16 protein-coding genes are annotated in these 15,257 nt (G+C 69.3%); all 16 read right to left on the bottom strand.

Annotated elements, in window-relative coordinates; all coding sequences use genetic code 11:
* The coding region (locus VGF12_RS11225) for a DUF1173 family protein (protein ID WP_331176125.1) at positions 1 to 952 on the bottom strand (952 nt) is incomplete at its 3' end.
* Between the two features lie 5 nt (positions 953 to 957).
* On the bottom strand, positions 958 to 1,536 hold the full coding sequence (locus VGF12_RS11220; protein WP_331176124.1) for an LPD7 domain-containing protein: 579 nt from the start codon (positions 1,534 to 1,536) through the stop codon (positions 958 to 960).
* A gap of 213 nt (positions 1,537 to 1,749) precedes the next feature.
* Positions 1,750 to 2,436 carry an OmpA family protein gene (locus VGF12_RS11215; protein ID WP_331176123.1) on the bottom strand — a complete coding sequence of 229 codons (687 nt, stop codon included), beginning with the start codon at positions 2,434 to 2,436 and terminating at the stop codon, positions 1,750 to 1,752.
* 13 nt (positions 2,437 to 2,449) lie between these two features.
* Positions 2,450 to 4,567 carry a type IV secretory system conjugative DNA transfer family protein gene (locus VGF12_RS11210; RefSeq protein WP_331176122.1) on the bottom strand — a complete coding sequence of 706 codons (2,118 nt, stop codon included), beginning with the start codon at positions 4,565 to 4,567 and terminating at the stop codon, positions 2,450 to 2,452.
* Complete coding sequence (gene virB11 / locus VGF12_RS11205) at positions 4,564 to 5,637, bottom strand: P-type DNA transfer ATPase VirB11 (protein WP_331176121.1); 1,074 nt, start codon at positions 5,635 to 5,637, stop codon at positions 4,564 to 4,566. The genes VGF12_RS11210 and virB11 overlap by 4 nt, the downstream gene beginning before the upstream one ends.
* A gap of 2 nt (positions 5,638 to 5,639) precedes the next feature.
* Positions 5,640 to 7,067, bottom strand: coding sequence for a type IV secretion system protein VirB10 (gene virB10 / locus VGF12_RS11200; protein ID WP_331176120.1), 1,428 nt, complete (start codon positions 7,065 to 7,067; stop codon positions 5,640 to 5,642).
* Positions 7,064 to 7,978: a TrbG/VirB9 family P-type conjugative transfer protein gene (locus VGF12_RS11195; RefSeq protein WP_331176119.1), complete on the bottom strand. Its 915-nt coding sequence runs from the start codon at positions 7,976 to 7,978 to the stop codon at positions 7,064 to 7,066. Before VGF12_RS11195 ends, virB10 begins: the two co-directional genes overlap by 4 nt.
* Complete coding sequence (locus tag VGF12_RS11190; protein ID WP_331176118.1) at positions 7,975 to 8,748, bottom strand: type IV secretion system protein; 774 nt, start codon at positions 8,746 to 8,748, stop codon at positions 7,975 to 7,977. Before VGF12_RS11190 ends, VGF12_RS11195 begins: the two co-directional genes overlap by 4 nt.
* 31 nt (positions 8,749 to 8,779) lie before the next feature.
* Positions 8,780 to 9,478 (bottom strand): type IV secretion system protein, encoded by a 699-nt coding sequence (locus VGF12_RS11185; RefSeq protein WP_331176117.1) that lies wholly within the window; start codon positions 9,476 to 9,478, stop codon positions 8,780 to 8,782.
* A gap of 25 nt (positions 9,479 to 9,503) precedes the next feature.
* Positions 9,504 to 10,568: a type IV secretion system protein gene (locus VGF12_RS11180; protein ID WP_331176116.1), complete on the bottom strand. Its 1,065-nt coding sequence runs from the start codon at positions 10,566 to 10,568 to the stop codon at positions 9,504 to 9,506.
* Positions 10,569 to 10,583: 15 nt separating this feature from the next.
* On the bottom strand, positions 10,584 to 10,994 hold the full coding sequence (locus VGF12_RS11175) for a hypothetical protein (RefSeq protein WP_331176115.1): 411 nt from the start codon (positions 10,992 to 10,994) through the stop codon (positions 10,584 to 10,586).
* Positions 10,991 to 13,477: a VirB4 family type IV secretion/conjugal transfer ATPase gene (locus tag VGF12_RS11170; RefSeq protein ID WP_331176114.1), complete on the bottom strand. Its 2,487-nt coding sequence runs from the start codon at positions 13,475 to 13,477 to the stop codon at positions 10,991 to 10,993. Before VGF12_RS11170 ends, VGF12_RS11175 begins: the two co-directional genes overlap by 4 nt.
* The gene (locus VGF12_RS11165; protein WP_331176113.1) at positions 13,461 to 13,793 is read right to left on the bottom strand and encodes a VirB3 family type IV secretion system protein; all 333 of its coding nucleotides are present in this window, start codon (positions 13,791 to 13,793) and stop codon (positions 13,461 to 13,463) included. Before VGF12_RS11165 ends, VGF12_RS11170 begins: the two co-directional genes overlap by 17 nt.
* Before the next feature lie 13 nt (positions 13,794 to 13,806).
* Positions 13,807 to 14,097 carry a TrbC/VirB2 family protein gene (locus tag VGF12_RS11160; RefSeq protein WP_331176112.1) on the bottom strand — a complete coding sequence of 97 codons (291 nt, stop codon included), beginning with the start codon at positions 14,095 to 14,097 and terminating at the stop codon, positions 13,807 to 13,809.
* Positions 14,094 to 14,597 (bottom strand): lytic transglycosylase domain-containing protein, encoded by a 504-nt coding sequence (locus VGF12_RS11155; protein ID WP_331176111.1) that lies wholly within the window; start codon positions 14,595 to 14,597, stop codon positions 14,094 to 14,096. The genes VGF12_RS11160 and VGF12_RS11155 overlap by 4 nt, the downstream gene beginning before the upstream one ends.
* Positions 14,598 to 14,605: 8 nt before the next feature.
* Complete coding sequence (locus VGF12_RS11150) at positions 14,606 to 15,172, bottom strand: hypothetical protein (RefSeq protein ID WP_331176110.1); 567 nt, start codon at positions 15,170 to 15,172, stop codon at positions 14,606 to 14,608.
* Positions 15,173 to 15,257 lie beyond the last annotated feature (85 nt).

Below are 15,257 nucleotides of genomic sequence, written 5' to 3'. Positions count from 1 at the left end.
GCCACTGTCGGGTGACGGGCATCAGGCAAAGCCGGGCAATGGCAGGCGTGCCGCCTGCCGACAGCTGGAAGCAGGCGCCCATCACCATGCGGATGTCCGCCGAGGCGCTCCAGACTTCAAGCTCCCGCGAGAACGTCCGCCCCATGGACTGGTGGAGCGCGTCGTCCATGGCGAAACCGAGGTCAGGCACGTGCTTGATCATGGCCTTGTGGCCGCGATGGGCGGGCCCGATGCCCTTGACCTCCCCGATCATCAGCATCAGGGGCTGCGGCTGCTCGGGGTGCGGCGCGGCCGCTGCCCAGCTGTCTCGACGGCGGCGGTGGATGGCGTCCATCCCGTCGAGCGCGAAGGTCTCCGGGATGTAGAGCCGGGCCAGCAGGGGAAGACCGCCCACGACCTTTTGTTCGGCGGCGCGCAGCAGGTGTTGCCGCACGACGGCCCAGGATCGCTTGCCGAAGAAGCCAGGTCGCCACTGCGTCAGCTGCGCCTGATCCCAGAGGTAGTGGAGCAGTGCGCGCAGCGACAGGCGACGTGAGGCGGCGGCCGCGCTGCCGCCCAGGGTTCCGGGACGGGGCGGGGACAGCGTCTGCCCCCGCGCCTTCGACAGCGCAAAGGCCAGCTTCAGCGAGGTCTCGCCGCTGACCGTGTTCTCGACGATGGCGGTGCCCAACGCCTGCGCGAGGCCCGAGAGCGCCGCCGGTGGCTCGAAGGAAGGGCAGTCCGGTGCATGGTCGCTGCCCGTCTCGGGCATGCGCTTGACGATGTAGCCCCCGCCCAGTCGGGCGACGTACATCTCCACGCCACCGGGCCTGCAGAGGCATCTGGGCCGCCGGTGGCTGGCGTAGGCGCCTGCGATGGCGTCGTCGATGGCCGGATCGCCGGCCGCGTAGACGCGGCCGCCGACCTCGATCGGTGATGGGGGCGGCTCCGGGTTGTCGCGCAAGGCGTGCATGGGTGTCAGCGCGCTGGGGCCGGCGAGGGGCGTTCTCGCGAGCGGTCCGGACCGAGAGACGGGGCCGGCGACGCCCGCTGCGGCGTCGCGGACGGGTCGTACACCTTCACGCGAAGTTCCGGATCGCTGAGGTCCCGCCGTGCCAGCTTCGCCGCGACGGCTGCCAGCACGGCCGCCCGCTGGGCCTCGGGCGCGTTCCGTGCGGACAGCACGGCGTCGATGGCGGCGACGACCGCCTGGCGTCCGGCGCCCCCGGGCGGGTCCGGGCGGATGTCCAGCGCGGGTTCGGTGCGCGCGGCCTGGCGAGCGGCGCGTTCGTGCTGGAGAAGGTCCAGGTCGCCGGGACTCGGCGTGTAGCCGAGCGCCTTCACGCCACGCACCGACGCCTCCAGCCAGGCGAGGCGCCGGAACGCCATGGTGCCGGACAGGTGGAGGCCGCTCCAGCGGCGGGCCTGGGCCACATCGACCATGGACCGCGTGACGGACGGGTCGGTCACCACCGTGGCGAGCCGCAAGGGCGATGCCGTGAAGGCGATCCGCGAGGTCTCGCCCCGAAAACGGTACTCGTCGGGGCCGACGGTCATGGCGCCGGGGGGCGCCCCTGCCTTCTTGACGACGTAGCGGGCGTTCAGCGCGTCTTCGAGCCCGTCAGCGGGGTGCGTGGTCGCCCCCGCACCCCCGTGGGCGGTGGCGCTCTGCGAACTATGGGAACTTAGGGAACTTTGGGATCTTTGGGAACTATGGGAATTCTTGGGGCCTTGGGGTGCTGCTGCCATGGGGATCTCCTCGACGGGCGTTCATGACGCCGCGGCCACGACGCGCAGGGCCACCGGGGGCGCGCGGACGATCTCGACCTCGACGCGGCGGTTCAGCGCACGCCCCCCGGCATCCGTGTTGTTCGCGACGTGGTCGCCGACGGGTTGGTAGGTCGTCCGGATGCGGGTGGCATCGACGCCGGCGGCCACCAGGAAGTCGCGCACCGCTGCCGCGCGCTCGCGCGCGATGCGGCTCTCCGCCGGCGAATCCCGGGTGCCGTCCGTGCGTCCCCGCAGCCAGACCAGGGGGGCGCCCCTGGCCTCGTCGATCAAGGCCTGGGCCGCGTCGGGCGCGATGTCGACGCGCGTGCTGCCGAAATCGAACCGCACATGGAACACGGTGTTCCCGAGGGCAGGGGGCGGGCCCGACGGCTGCAGTTCGGACAGAAATCGCTGGCGGGCCGCCAGGTGGGTCAGCGTGGCCGTCGCGCTCTGGGCGAGTCGGTCGGACTCCACCGCGAACTGGCGCGTGTGCTGCAACTCGCCCTTGCACGCCTGCAGCGCGACCTGCGGCGCCGCGTTGGCGGGCCGCCTGCGGGACTCGTCGACGGTGGGGGGCCGGGGCGGAGCGCTGCAGGAGGCCAGCAGCACCAGCAGCACCAGCAGCACCAGCAGCACCAGCGGCGCAAGCGGCGCCAGGACACGCGTGAGGCAGGCGAAGGATCTCATGGTGCAACTCCCTTCAGAGGTGATCCGGTTCCCGGCTGCCGTCCCCGGACCGGGGCCGGTGCGGTTCATCGAGCAGAACGCCGTCGTCGTCGGCCAGGGGCTCCACCGTGCCGCCCTCCTGTGCGGGCTGCGGCGCTTCAGCGAAGAGCGCCATCAGCGTCTCGGCCAGCCGGGCCGGGTCGCCCTCCAGGTCGTCGGGAACCTGGCTGAGGTCATGGGCGAGCGTGTCGACGTCGAGGTGCTGCCCCGGCGGCAGCTCGCCCTCGAGATAGCGCCAGCGCTCCTGCACGCGGGCCAGGTGGAGCGCCATGTCCATCGGCGGCACGGCGGGCGCCGGCAGCAGGCGGGTCTTGAAGTCCCGGTCGCGGAAGTAGCAGAGCTTCTCGGCGAGGATGGGCTTGCAGTTCTCCATCACGATGACCGCCTGGTGTCGGCCGAGCTCCTTGAACTCCTGGGGCATGAGCAGCGCACGGCGCTGCTCGCTGTCGTTCTGGCTGACCGAGCTGTGGCCATGCGCGCTGAAGGAGCGGCTTCTGCCGCGCGAGGTGGCCCGCTCGGTGTAGAAGCCCAGCATCGCGCTGTAGTCGTCCGCATCTCGCTGCTCGCGCGGTGCGAACAGGATCTGCAGGCCGTGGTTGGTGGCGAAGGTCCGGGCGTGCTTGTCGCCGTAGATCGCATCGAGCTGCGACATGGCCTGGATGACGGTCAGCAGGCGCAGCCCGTAGCCTGCCAGGTACGGGGCCGCATGGATGATGGCCGCCACCCGGCCCATGGCCGCGAACTCGTCGTCCACGAGCAGGCATTGGTACTTCAGGGTCGGGTCCTGCGTGGGCAGGCACTGCGTGTTGAGGTCCACCAGCTGGGAGAAGAACAGGTCGAGCAGCGGGCGGGCCGCCGCCAGGCGGTTGGGCGGGATGCGCACATAGACCGTCATGCGCGTGCGTCGGACGTCGCCCAGGTCGAAATCGTTGGCGCTGGTGGCGGCATCGACGACCGCGTCGGCAAACAGGGTCAGCGGCGCGTTGAATGTGGCCACGATGCTCGACATCGTGTTGTCCGAGTTCGACAGCAGGCGCTGAAGCGCATCCCGGCATTCCGCCGACAGCGGCCGATCCGTGCCGGCGCGTGCTGCGAGGGTTCTCGCCAGGTGTTCGCGCAGGGACTGGCCCTTGCCGGACGCCTGCCGGAGCATCTCGCCGAGGGTGCGCGGCAGCCCGGGCGAATCGAGCAGCAGCAGCCCGAGGCCCAGGAACAGGTTGCGCGCCTGGTCGTTGAAGAAGCCTTCCGACGACGTGCCGCTGCCGTCGTTGGGGTAGAACACCTGGCCGATGTTGAGCAGGTCACCGGCGCGGTGCAACGGGCTGGTGCGGACGGCCGACAGCGGGTTCCAGCGGTGGCTGCGGGCTTCGACATCGAACGGCGAGAAGGCGTAGACGGCCTGGCCGTGGGCCGACCTGTACCCGGCGGTGATCTCATGGTTCTCTCCCTTGATGTCCAGCACGACGGCCGAGTCCGGCCAGTTCAGCAGGTTGGGGATCACCACCGACACGCCCTTGCCGCTGCGGGTGGGCGCAGACAGCATGACGGACAGTTGCCCGGCCAAGGACAGGTAGCGGCCGTGGTGTCGGCCCACCAGGATGCCCGGACCGCCGTGGGTGTGACGGGCGCCGTGTCTGCTGTGTGGGCCGGGGACGCCGGGGACGCCGGGGGCGTTGTGGACGTTGCGGCCGCCACGGCCCCTGCGATCGCTCGTGCGGTTCGGACCGGTCAGGCCCGCGGCCACGATCTCGGCGACGGTGGCAAACCGGGCGTCACCGTGCAGCCGGCGGCGCGGGCGTGCCGCCATCACCCATGCGGCCGGCACGGCGACCTGCAGGGCGCACGGGATCGCGATGGCCGCGATCAGCTTCTTGCGCAGCGCCGGGTCGTCGGCATACAGATGCCAGTACCGGACGATGCTGCCCGGCCGCGCCTGGGTGGGGTTGGCCTTGTTGAGCACCAGGAACAAGGCGCCTGCCAGACAGTAGCCGGCGTAGGCGAGGGTGAGGAAGCCGACCAGCCCGAACACCCAGGCGGCGGCCTTGCGGCCCACGGACCAGGCCGGACCTGCCAGGGTGGGGGCGTTGCTCATGGCCGCGCCGCCGCACCGGGGCGGGCCAGCCGCCGGGCCCGCGGCTCGTAGTGGATCTCCGAGATGAACCGCCCCCGCTCGTCGTGCTGGAACTGGACGACGACGTCGACGACGATGCCGAGCAGTCGATGGATCTCCTCCATCGACAGGCCACCGCCGGCCCCGGTCTCGCGGATCATCAGGGCCATCTGTTCGAACGCCAGCGCGCAGCTGCCGGCGTGGACGCTGGTGATGCTGCCCGGATGGCCGGAGGCCGCCAGGCGGACGAAGTGGAAGCACTCGTCGCCCCGGACCTCGGCGAGGAAGATGCGGTCGGGCTTCATCCGCAGGCAGGCCTCCAGCAGTGACTTGGGCGTGACCCGCGCGGTGCCCTGGGCGCCCTTGCTGTAGAAGAGGTGGACGGCGTTGGGGTGGTGGGGCAGCGTCAGCTCGGCCGCGTCCTGGAGGGTGATGAGGCGCTCGTGCTTCGGGACCTCCTCGACCAGGCTCCGCATCAGGGTCGTCTTGCCCGACCCGGTCCTGCCGCTGAGGGCCATGGTCTGACGCTCGCGCACGGCCAGGCGCAGGAAGTCCTTGAAGCGGCGCGCCTGCTTGAGCCGCAGCAGCTCCGCTTCGAAAGGCTGGAGGTCCCCGCGGCCGGGTGCGGCGCAGACCGTGCGTGCAAACAGGCCGTCACGCTCGAAGTCCTCCAGCGTCCGGAGCACGGTGGCCGGCTTGCGCAGCGTGATGGAAACCGTGCCACGCGAGACCGCCGGCGGGATCGCGAACTGCACGCGCTCGCCGCTGGGCAGCGTCGCGGACAGCAGCGGCCGTTCCTGGTTGATCTGCTGGTCGCCATACGTCGCGACGGCGGTGGCCAGCGACAGGCAGCGTTCCTGGGTCATCTCGGGCGCCTCGACGAGCCGCCAGCCGTCCGCGGTCTCGATGAAGAGCTCGCCGGGCCGGTTGACGCAGACCTCCTGGACCCCATCGGCATCGAGGTGCTGGCGCAGGGGGCGCAGGAACTCGATCACCGAGGTGGCGTCTCCACGCCACGCCTGCTCGCCAGGGTCCCGGGTAGACGGGGGCATGTTCATGGCATCAAGGCCGGTGCAGGCTGGTGCAGGCCCGTGGAGGAGGGCGCCAGCGTGTAGACGGACGAGAAGTCGACGTCCCGCGCGACGTGGATGCCGACGATCCCGCCCTGGTTCTGGTAGACCAGCGGCGGGATGTTGATGGTGCTGTCGAGCACCTTCTCGGCCAGCTTGCTGGTGTTCGCCGTCGTGGACGACAGGACGAGGGTGTCGCCGCGGTGCTCCTGGGTCTGGTTCTGGAGGACCACCTTCACCGAGTCGTCGATCAGCGACAGCAGCATCGCGGCGCCGAGGCGCTCGCTCCAGCGGTTGTCGACGTGGCCGTCGATGCCGGATTCGCCGAGCGGGCCCGTGGCGGGGGACTCGAGGTCCACGGTGACGCCGAGCGGGGTGCGCAGGCGCGTCCACAGGACGGGGATCCGCACCGTGCCGGGCCGGACGACGGCGATGCGGTACTCGCCGTCCAGGTGCGAGCCCCGCTCGATCAGCAGGACACGGCCATCGTCGCCATAGACATGGCGCTGAACCTGGCAGCCGACCAGCCCCGAGGTGGCGCTGACCACCCGCGTCTTGAGCGCGCAGGTGAAGGCGGTGCCCTTGGGCAGGGTCAAGCTGCGGTTGCCCAGCAAGGCGGCCGAGACCCGGGGTGTTGCAGAACCCTGCAACTGGCCGCCGAATAATCCGGCCGGCACGGAGCCGCCGGGCACCTGCGAAGCCCGACCCGCCGCAAGCGGCGGGGACGACGTCGTCGCGGGCGCGGCGTCACGAGCTGTCAGGTCGCGTGTCGCCAGGTCGGTCGACTGGGCCAGGTTGTCGAGGACTCCCTGCAGCTGGCGCTGGTAGGCCTGCAGGTGCCGGGAGGTCGCCGCCAACGGGTCCTGGACATCGTCCGACGAGCGCGCGTCCCCCGGCGCGTGCGGTACGGGCGCGGCGCCGGACGATAACGGCGGGGTCGTGACCAGCAGGACCGGGGCATCCTCCGGCGAGGTGCGGGCCGGTCCGGCCCCCGGGCCAACGGGCGTGCCGTCGGCCGCGCCGGTGCGTCGAACGCCGATGGGTTCGACGTCGTCGTCGTCCGGCAGGAGGCCGGGAATCCGGGGCGCGGTGGAGGGTGCGGAGGCAGCGGCAGGCCGGGCGTGCATCTCCAGCTTGCGGGGCTCTGCGGCGGCGGCGGCGGGCTTGTCGCCGTTCAGTCGGTCCTCGGCGCCATCGTGGCGTGCGCTGGCGGCGAACCGATGGATCGCGAGTGCGGACACCACGATCAGGCTGAGCACCAGCATGGCGACGGCCAGCACGCCCTTGCGGGACACGGCGGTCCGGGACGGGGCCGCCACATCGGGAATGCCCGCCTCTCCCGACAGCGGGGCCAGGGTGGGGGTCTCTGCCGGTGGTTCGCCCGGTCCGTGCGGCTGCGGGCTGCCGGTCATGGTGTCCCTCCGTCGAGCGAGCCCGCGGCGCCGGTGGGTGCGGCCCTGAGCACGCGCTGAACGCCGGTCACGGTGGTGCCTTGCTCGGGGGGCGCGCCGTCCAGGTCGAAGGCGTCGTTCCAGAGCCCCACGACGGCATGGCCGGCCCGCAGCATCAGGCGGCGGCTGACGCGGTCGACCACCAGCAGGTCGTCTTCCATGCGGGTGTTGACCAGCGTCTCGCTTCCGTCTCCCTGCACGTGAAAGACGGCCGGCACTTCACGGTGGCCGGGGAACCGCATGTAGGTGAACCTGCCGTCGTCGAAGACCAGGGTGGGCACGATGTCCTCGGACTGCGGCCCTTCGGCCAGGGAATACCGGGTGTTCATGACCTGGGGCTTGGCCTGCAGCCGTTCGGCGACGAGCTGTGCGGGCGACGGGGCAGGGGGCAACGCGAGGACCGGCAGCGGGGGCCACGGCGGGAATGGTGGCGCGGCCGATGCCGGGGACGGTGGCGGGGACGGCGCCTTCACGACCAGCCGGTACAGCGGCGGTCGGGGATCCCGGTCCTCCAGCACCGCGAGCCGGAAGTTGTGGACGCGGCGGTCGGTCACCACGGTGAGGTTGTTGGCGGCGGTCGCAGCCGTCTTGGGCTTGACGAAGATCGTGCGTCCCCCGGCTTGCGCCGCCACGCACCAGGAGGCTTCGGGCTTCGCGCAATCGGCGCCGAGACCTGACGCGACCTGGGCGATGGCTTCGTCGGTCCCGAGGACGATGAGGGTCACCGTGCCCCGCTTGACGGGCACGGTGACGACCCCCGCCGGGTCGTACGCCACGGTGCGCAGCCGCGGGTCGGGCGGTTCGGCGGTCGCCACGCCGGCGAGACCGACAGCGCCCGCCAGGAAGCACACGGCGGTGCCGAGGCGTGTCATGGCTGGGCCTCCGGCGGGGCCGTGTTGATCTCGGGGTCCGAGCGGTAGGCGGTCACGACAAAGCCGAACGGGTTCTCCAGGCGGTCGGTCTCCCGGGCCAGCACCTTGGGCTGGTACTGGTAGACCGCAGTGGCGACGTGTCGGGTCCTGACCTCGGGCAGGGTGCGATCGGTCAGGCGGACCACCTTGTCGTAGGTGACCGTGGCGTCCCCCCGGTTGCCCGCCCGGCCGGCCGCCGAGAGCCGCACCCCCACGATGTGGATCCGCCATTCCTCCGTGGCGCCGATCCGCTTGTGCAGCGCGGCGGCGCCTTCGAACTGGCGGTTGTAGTCGGTGAAGACCGCAGGGACCGCCATGCGCGCCACCTGGTCGAAGTCCCGCTGCAGGAACATCCAGCTGTAGCCCTCGCGGGCGCGCACGAAGGTGGCGAGGTTGTGCTTGTCCAGGGCGTCCATGGGCGGGATGGACTCGACGCTGAGCCGCTGCTGCACCGTGGTTTCGCCGGTGACGCGGTCGACGACGATGGGAATCTCGACAACGCGGCGCAAGGGCCCCTGCGCGAACACGGCCGCCATGCCGACCAGGGCCAGCGCGAGGCTCGAGCCGGCCACGCGCCAGGCCCGGCGTTCGGATCGTTCAAGCATTTCCGCGCGGTCGACCTCCCAGGCCCGGTTGGCCTGGATCTCGTGAGCCTCCGGCGGCGACGCGTCCGCAGGATCGACGTGAACGGGCAATGCAGCGGCTTCTCCTGGCGTCAGGACGGCGTTCATGGGGGGCTTTCGTTGGGCGCTGGGCGGGGTGTCAGGGAAGGTAGGTGGAGACCTTGCCCTTGCGGCTCAGCATCTCGTACTGGCGTTCACGGTCCCGCGACCGCTCGATGCGCGCTTCGCTGTCTGCCATGCTCTGCAGCATCTGCAGCTGGGACATCTCATGGCTGAGCAGCGTCCCCTCGGCGCCGATGCGCGCCTGCATCTCCTGGATCGCCTTCTGATCGGTCGTCGCGTTGACCTGGGTCATCAGGGACCGGATCTGGGACAGGCGTCCGGCCGCGGCCGTCATCGCGTCCTGGATCAGGCCCTTGTGCTGGTAGGGCTGGGCCAGCCTGGCCTGGCACCTGAGGCGAGACGGGCCCGCGAGGTCCAGGCAGTTGTAGACCATCGCTGAGTCGCGCAGGGACCGCGCCGTCGGGATGAGGCCGTCGTAGCCCGACGCATCCACCGCATTGAGGTGCAGGTGGGCCTTGGCCGGCACGTAGTTCATCAGCAGGGGGTTGTTGAAGACATCGCCGAGATTGCGGGCGCCGTTGATGCTGCTCAACTGGGCCTGCAGCTGGGTGATCTGCTGCACCTGGTTGTTGATCTTGGTGATGTCGTTGATCACCTGCTGCACGGTCTGCAGGAGGTTAGCCACGTCGATGACCGGCATGCCCTGCGCTATGGCCGACCCAGTGGACGCGGCAAGGGCGATGGTGGCGACGAGTTTCGGAATCAGGGCATTCATGGCGAAGTTCCTTGTCGAATGCGGGTCATGACCTGCCGCGTAGCGCGGCGAGCCGGTAGGCCGCGGTCCTTGCGGCCCCATAGCCCTGCCGGGCCGTTCGTGTGGATGCGGCCGCGGCGGTAGCGGCCGCCCGGCCGGCCATGAAGGGCAGGCCTGCACCGGGCCGGACGATGCCGCCTTGGGACCCGATGTGGCCAGTGCCGCCAGCACCGCTGGACCGCAGGCCTGACACCGTCAGGACGTTCTGGATCATCTGGACGCCCTGCTGAACGGCGAGGCCGCCCGTCAGCGCGGCGGCGAGCCCCGGCGCCTGGAAGCAGACGATGGCCAAGAGCACCATGACGATGCAGTACTTCAGCGACTCGGCCACGACATTGAATGTCGGGCCCAGGAAGCCGCCTTGATCCTGAATGGCCTGCACTAAGGAGCTACCCATAGACGCGCTCAAGCCGAGCGCGAAGAACGCAAACCAGGCCAGCACCACCGAGTTCAGGAGCATGGACAGCCAGCTGTCGAAGAACCTCGCGGTCGGCCGCCAGGCGAGGCAGAGGATGAACAGCGGCCCCACGGCGAGGGTGAATGTCATGAACACCTTGGCGAGAACGACGATGAACAGGGCAATACACAGGAAGGCCACGTTGCCGAATGCGGTCACGACCGCGGCGAACAGCAGGTCCGGGCGCATGATTCCCGCTTCCTTCAGCAGGTCCAGCACCAGTTGGCTGGCGCCATCGTTGAAGGCGTCGAGCAGGGCGTAGGGACTGCTGATCGCGGCGGGGTTGGCAGACGCGGGAAGGAATGTGGTGGCCACACCGGTACCCAGGGCGTTCGCGGTGTCCGCCACGTGGCTGATGTAGATCCCGGACTGAAGCGCGAAGGCCAGCACCAGGCCGATCTTGAAGACCCGCCACATGAAGTCAGGCAACGTCTCCGACACCTCATGCCTGAGGACCGCCCAGCCATAGAGCGCGATCCACAGCGTCATGGCTGTCAGAGCGATGGGGGCGATGGCGGCCATCAGCGCCGACACAACGCCAACCACGTACGTGTTCAGCAAGCTGTCGAACTGAGTCCCCACCCAGGTGAACATGTCACTGCCCTTGGTTCACTGGAGCTGGGCCACCGGCGGCAGTGCCTTGGTGCTCACGCAGCCGCTGGTCACATCCGGACGCGGGCATTGCAGCCACTTGCCCTGGACCCGAATCACCCATAGTCGAGGCCGCTGCACGGCCCCATATGTCGAGGCGCGGCAGGTGCCAGGTCGCGCATAAAACTCCGTGCACTCCCGAAGCCCCTCGCGGGTCTCCAGCATCAGCCAGCCCCTTGAAGCGCATCCCGGGTTGTCCGCCTGGCACGGCGGCCCGAGCTTGAAACTGGGGAGAGGTGGCGTAGCGACCTCCCGGCTTCCATCGGCCCTGATGGTGACGGCTTCGTTGCCCTTGACGAACTGTGCCTGTACCGACGCCGCCAGCATGGCAGTCGAAGCAAGCGCAAGGAACTTGGTGATGAGGTTCACGCTGCTCTCCCGGGATTGCGAAGTTTGCGATCGTGAACCTCGCGCAGCAGCGCGGGAAGCCACTGAAACGGATCGTTGCCATGCTCTGCGCGGACGGCGTCGAGGAGCGCGATGTTGTCAGTCGTCGCGGAGAGGACCGTGACGAAGTCATCCAGACCGGCGAGGTCGAGTTCGCAAAGGGCGCTCGCATGGCCCTGCTTGACAAGGAAGCGGCGGCCGCCCTGGGCGCCAAGGCTGCGGACGATGTCGAACTCGGCCTCGCTGAGGCCGAAACCGTCCACGTACTCTTCGCGTACCGCTTCCGGATTGGCCAGGAAGATCTTGGTCACGCTCTGTTCGATCATGGTGCGGCCGATGGGATGGCGCAGCACGTCAGAGGGACTCTGGGTGTCAAAGATGCCCAGGCCGTTCTGCTTGCGGATGGTCTTTTGCTTCTGCTTGGCGAACTCGCTGAAGATCTCGTGGTCCAGGGCCTTCCAGAACTCCGAGATCACGTAGATCAGGCGCTCGCCGTTGACCAGCTCCTGCATGACCTGCAGCAGGTACATCATGACCGGCGTGCGGACTTCCGGCAGGTCCAGGAACTCGCTCGTGTCGAAGGCGATCACCGATGCAGCCTTGAGGTCCAGAAGCCGGTCGTTGGCCTGGTCGAACACCCAGCCGAGTGGCCCGCCTTCGCACCAGCGGCCGAGCCGCTCGTAGAGGCTGTTCTCGCCGGCCCTGGGAAGGTTCTGGCGGACGGTGGAGAGGCGTCGCAACGATGCGGGCATCAGGGCAACTGCCCGGACCGCCTGGGCGATGGCCCGTTCATCCGCGGGCATCAGCGGCAGGGCCGGCGTCGCCAGGCAGGTCCGGATCAGCTGCTCCCAGAACTGGATTCGCGCGGGCGTCGGCTCCCACTGAAGCGGATTGCAGCCGGTGGGCTTGCCCGCTTCGAGGCTGAAATAGCGGCCGCCCAGCGCGCGCATGGTGATCTCGCAGCCTCGGTCGAGGTCGAACAGCACGAGGCGCGGCGCGGGGCTCCACTTGCGCGTCAACGTGAGCAGGAACATCTCCAGCGTCGTCTTGCCGACGCCGGTCGAGCCGATGATGAGCGTGTTGCCTGGCAGCTTCTTGTCCACCGAGTCCTCGTCAGCCGGGCTGCTGTGCAGGTTCAGGTAGAAGGGCTGGCCAGAGGGGGTGCGCATCAGCGCGAGGGCTTCGCCCCAGGGGTTGCCGTCGCGTTTGCCACTGGCGAAGTTGTGGGCGCTGGACAGGGCAGCGAAGGCGCGGGACGACAGCTTGGCGTCTCGCGGTCGCCACTGCCAGTTGCCGGGGAGCTGGGCAAACCATGCTGCATCGGCCACCAGGTCGACAGGTGACATCTGGAGGCTGGAGGACTCGCTGATGGCGCCCATGGCATTCGCGGCCCGGCGTCCCGCATCGGCGACGCTGTCGCCGAAGACGACCAGCGAGTAGTGGTACTCGCCCATGCAGAACTGCCCGTCGCCCAGCTCGTTCAGTGCGACGTCCATCTCGTCGATCTGGGTCGCGACGACGTCGTCGCTGGCGATCAGCTGGTCGCGCTGGAGTTCCAGCGCACGCATCGCCTCGCGCCGCGGCAGGATGGAGAAGCTCTGCGTCTCGATGAACTCGCTGGCCTCGTAGAGCAGCGCATCAAGCACGCCCGGTTCCACGGCATCGGCGTACTCCTTGATGTCGACGAGTGCCGCATAGCGGCGCTCGTCGCCGTGCCGCAGCTCCAGCTTGTCGCCGCCGAAGCTCAGCCGCGTGGTGGGCAGCGTCCGATACAGCGCCCCGGCCGCCATCGGGATGGCGCGCCACCGGCCATTGACCAGGAAGCCCAGAAACTCGGCCAGCTCGGAGTACCGGCGGCCGCAGGCCTCGCGGTTGCCGAGCAGCCGGGGCGAGAAGCCGCGCATGATGCGCTGGACCAGCGCTGTGCGCTCTTCCATCATGCGGAGTGCATCGGCCTGCGCTTCGACGAGAGCGGCGCGCGTGCGCTGCCGGGATTGCAAGGCCCTGCCCATGCGGGTGGCATGGGGGCGATAGACCAGCGTCAGGTAGAGCTCGTTGCTCATCATGGGCCGCTCGCCGAGCCGGCCTTGGTAGGCGCGCGACAGATCCCGGGCGAATCCGGGCGCGTCCGGATCCTGCAGCCGGTCGGTCACGGCCCGATGCAGCCGGTGTGTCCAGACGGCCCACTGACCGCCCGCGAGATTGCGCAGCAGGCCACACAGCGCGTCATGGCGCTCGGCCACCAGTTGCTCGTCCGCGCACTCGAACGGCACGCCGTCGAGCCGCCACACCCTAAGGTAGTCTCCGCCCCGCGTGACGACATCGGTCTCGCTGACCAGCGATGAGAAAGGCACGAACGCGCCCACGGGGTTCTCAAGGCGGGCCCGCGCCCACAGGCGGGGCATGGCGTTGCGGCGACCCGTCCAGCGTGCGCTGCCGTTGCGGCTCTCATGCATGCCAAGCATCGCGGGCTCCCCGATAGAGGGTGGGTGAGTAGCTGCGCGCGCGCCAGAGCCGGCGGTTGCGGTCATGCAGCCGCAGCTTCAGTGCGACGAGCAGCTGGCGCAGGCGCTGGTCGTCCTTGGCCGTCACGAAGCGCATCCAGAGCAGGGCGGGCGCGATCGCCAGGGCAACGCAGAATGAGAGCCACCAGCTGGCGAGTACACCGCACCACAGGACAATCAGCATGCCGGCGCCGAACAACACGACCAGTGGCACGAGCGGAATGCCCAGCTTCATCGCAGGCCGCGTCGCACCCTTGTAGATGACTTCGGCGTGCATGGCCTGGTCTCGCTCAAGAGACGATGAAAGCTGCCATGGCGCTCGCGCCACCGATCAGCGTGCCGCCGAACAGAATGTTGGCGACGTCGGCGAGCCGGGCGGCCTGGAAGATCATCTTGAAGCCGGCCCACATGATGGCTGCGGTGACGACGGCGACCGCGATGGTCACCAGGATCGTCACCACGTTGTTGGTGGTCGTGTTGATCTTCTCGAAGCCCTGTGCCATGACGGCTTGGTGCGCCAGAATCAGAAGCACCGGCGTGAGCGCCAACCCGGCGCGCTTCAGGGGAGCAATGCGGTTCATGACTTCTCCTGGGTAAAGACAGTGGAGGGCGAGGTCCCGCTCCTGGCTGCGACGACAACCTTGCCGACGTAGCCATGACGAAAGCCGGTGTCGAAGTTGCCGCTGTAGTAGCAGGACAGCGCTCTGCGAAGGACCTGCTGCGACGGTGAATGGGGCGCTATCGCGCGGGCCTGGTCGAAGCACTTGGAAAGCACCGATTGCATGGCCTGCAAGTTCCTGCACGGGTCGAGTGCCGACTCGAGCGACAGTCCGAGCCTCGCCAGGTTGCGGACATTGATCTGCCCAAGCCCGAGGCTGAAGTTCCAGCCCGCCGCCCGCAAGGCGCGCGCAGTGACGATGGCTTCGGCGCGGGTCTTCGGCTGTCGCAGGAGCCGGCCGCCGACGACGCCCAGCGCCCATGGGTTGAAGGCACTCTCGACCTGCACGAGGGCGCGGGCGGTGTCGACATGCACGGCCGGGGCGCATGTCGCCACAAGACCGAGGAAAGCTGACGCATCCATGGGCGCGCTCAGTTCGACCTGAGGACCGGCTGCGCGGCGTGCCGGGTGACGCAGTCGGCTTCGAACTCGGCGTCCCAGGCTCCGAGTTGAGCCTCGGCGGTCGGGGGGGATTCCGGGACGATGTCTCCGGCGTCCGACGCCGAGGTTGGCGAGAACGGCATGTCCTGGAACGTCACCGAGATCGTGCCGCTGTAGTCGCAGGTGTCGATGGGGCCGGTCCGGTCATCGAAGGTGCGCATGTACTGGGAAGGACAGAACGATGGTGCGCCCGACCAGCGAAGGGATGCCGGGTTGCCTGCGCTGCCCGCGGCGCAGGCAGGAAATGGCATGCCGCGAGCCACGTCGCGGCGCATCTGGGTGACGGGCGGCATGCAGGGGGAGAGGCATCGCCAGTTGGGCGCGGCCAGGCACAGCAAAACCTGGCAGCCGTCGACCGCATAAGCGGGCAGGGAGGCCGCCAGTGCGATGCCCATGGCGAGGCAGCAGACGCGCAGATGCTGCTGATTGAGAAGCACGAACAGCGTTTCGCCATCGCAGCTCGCGGGGCGCGCCATCCACTTCAGCAGCTTCGACATGATCAACCTCCTCTAGGGGGCGACTTGCATTCGCTCCGTCGGGGCCCGAGAGCCATGAGGAAAATCTAGATACACGGAACAGGTG

It is taken from the genome of Roseateles sp., from assembly GCF_036404855.1.
Taxonomy (GTDB): Bacteria; Pseudomonadota; Gammaproteobacteria; order Burkholderiales; family Burkholderiaceae_C; genus Pelomonas.
Note: the sequence above shows the minus strand (reverse complement) of the source record. Positions and strands in the feature narration are given on the sequence as shown.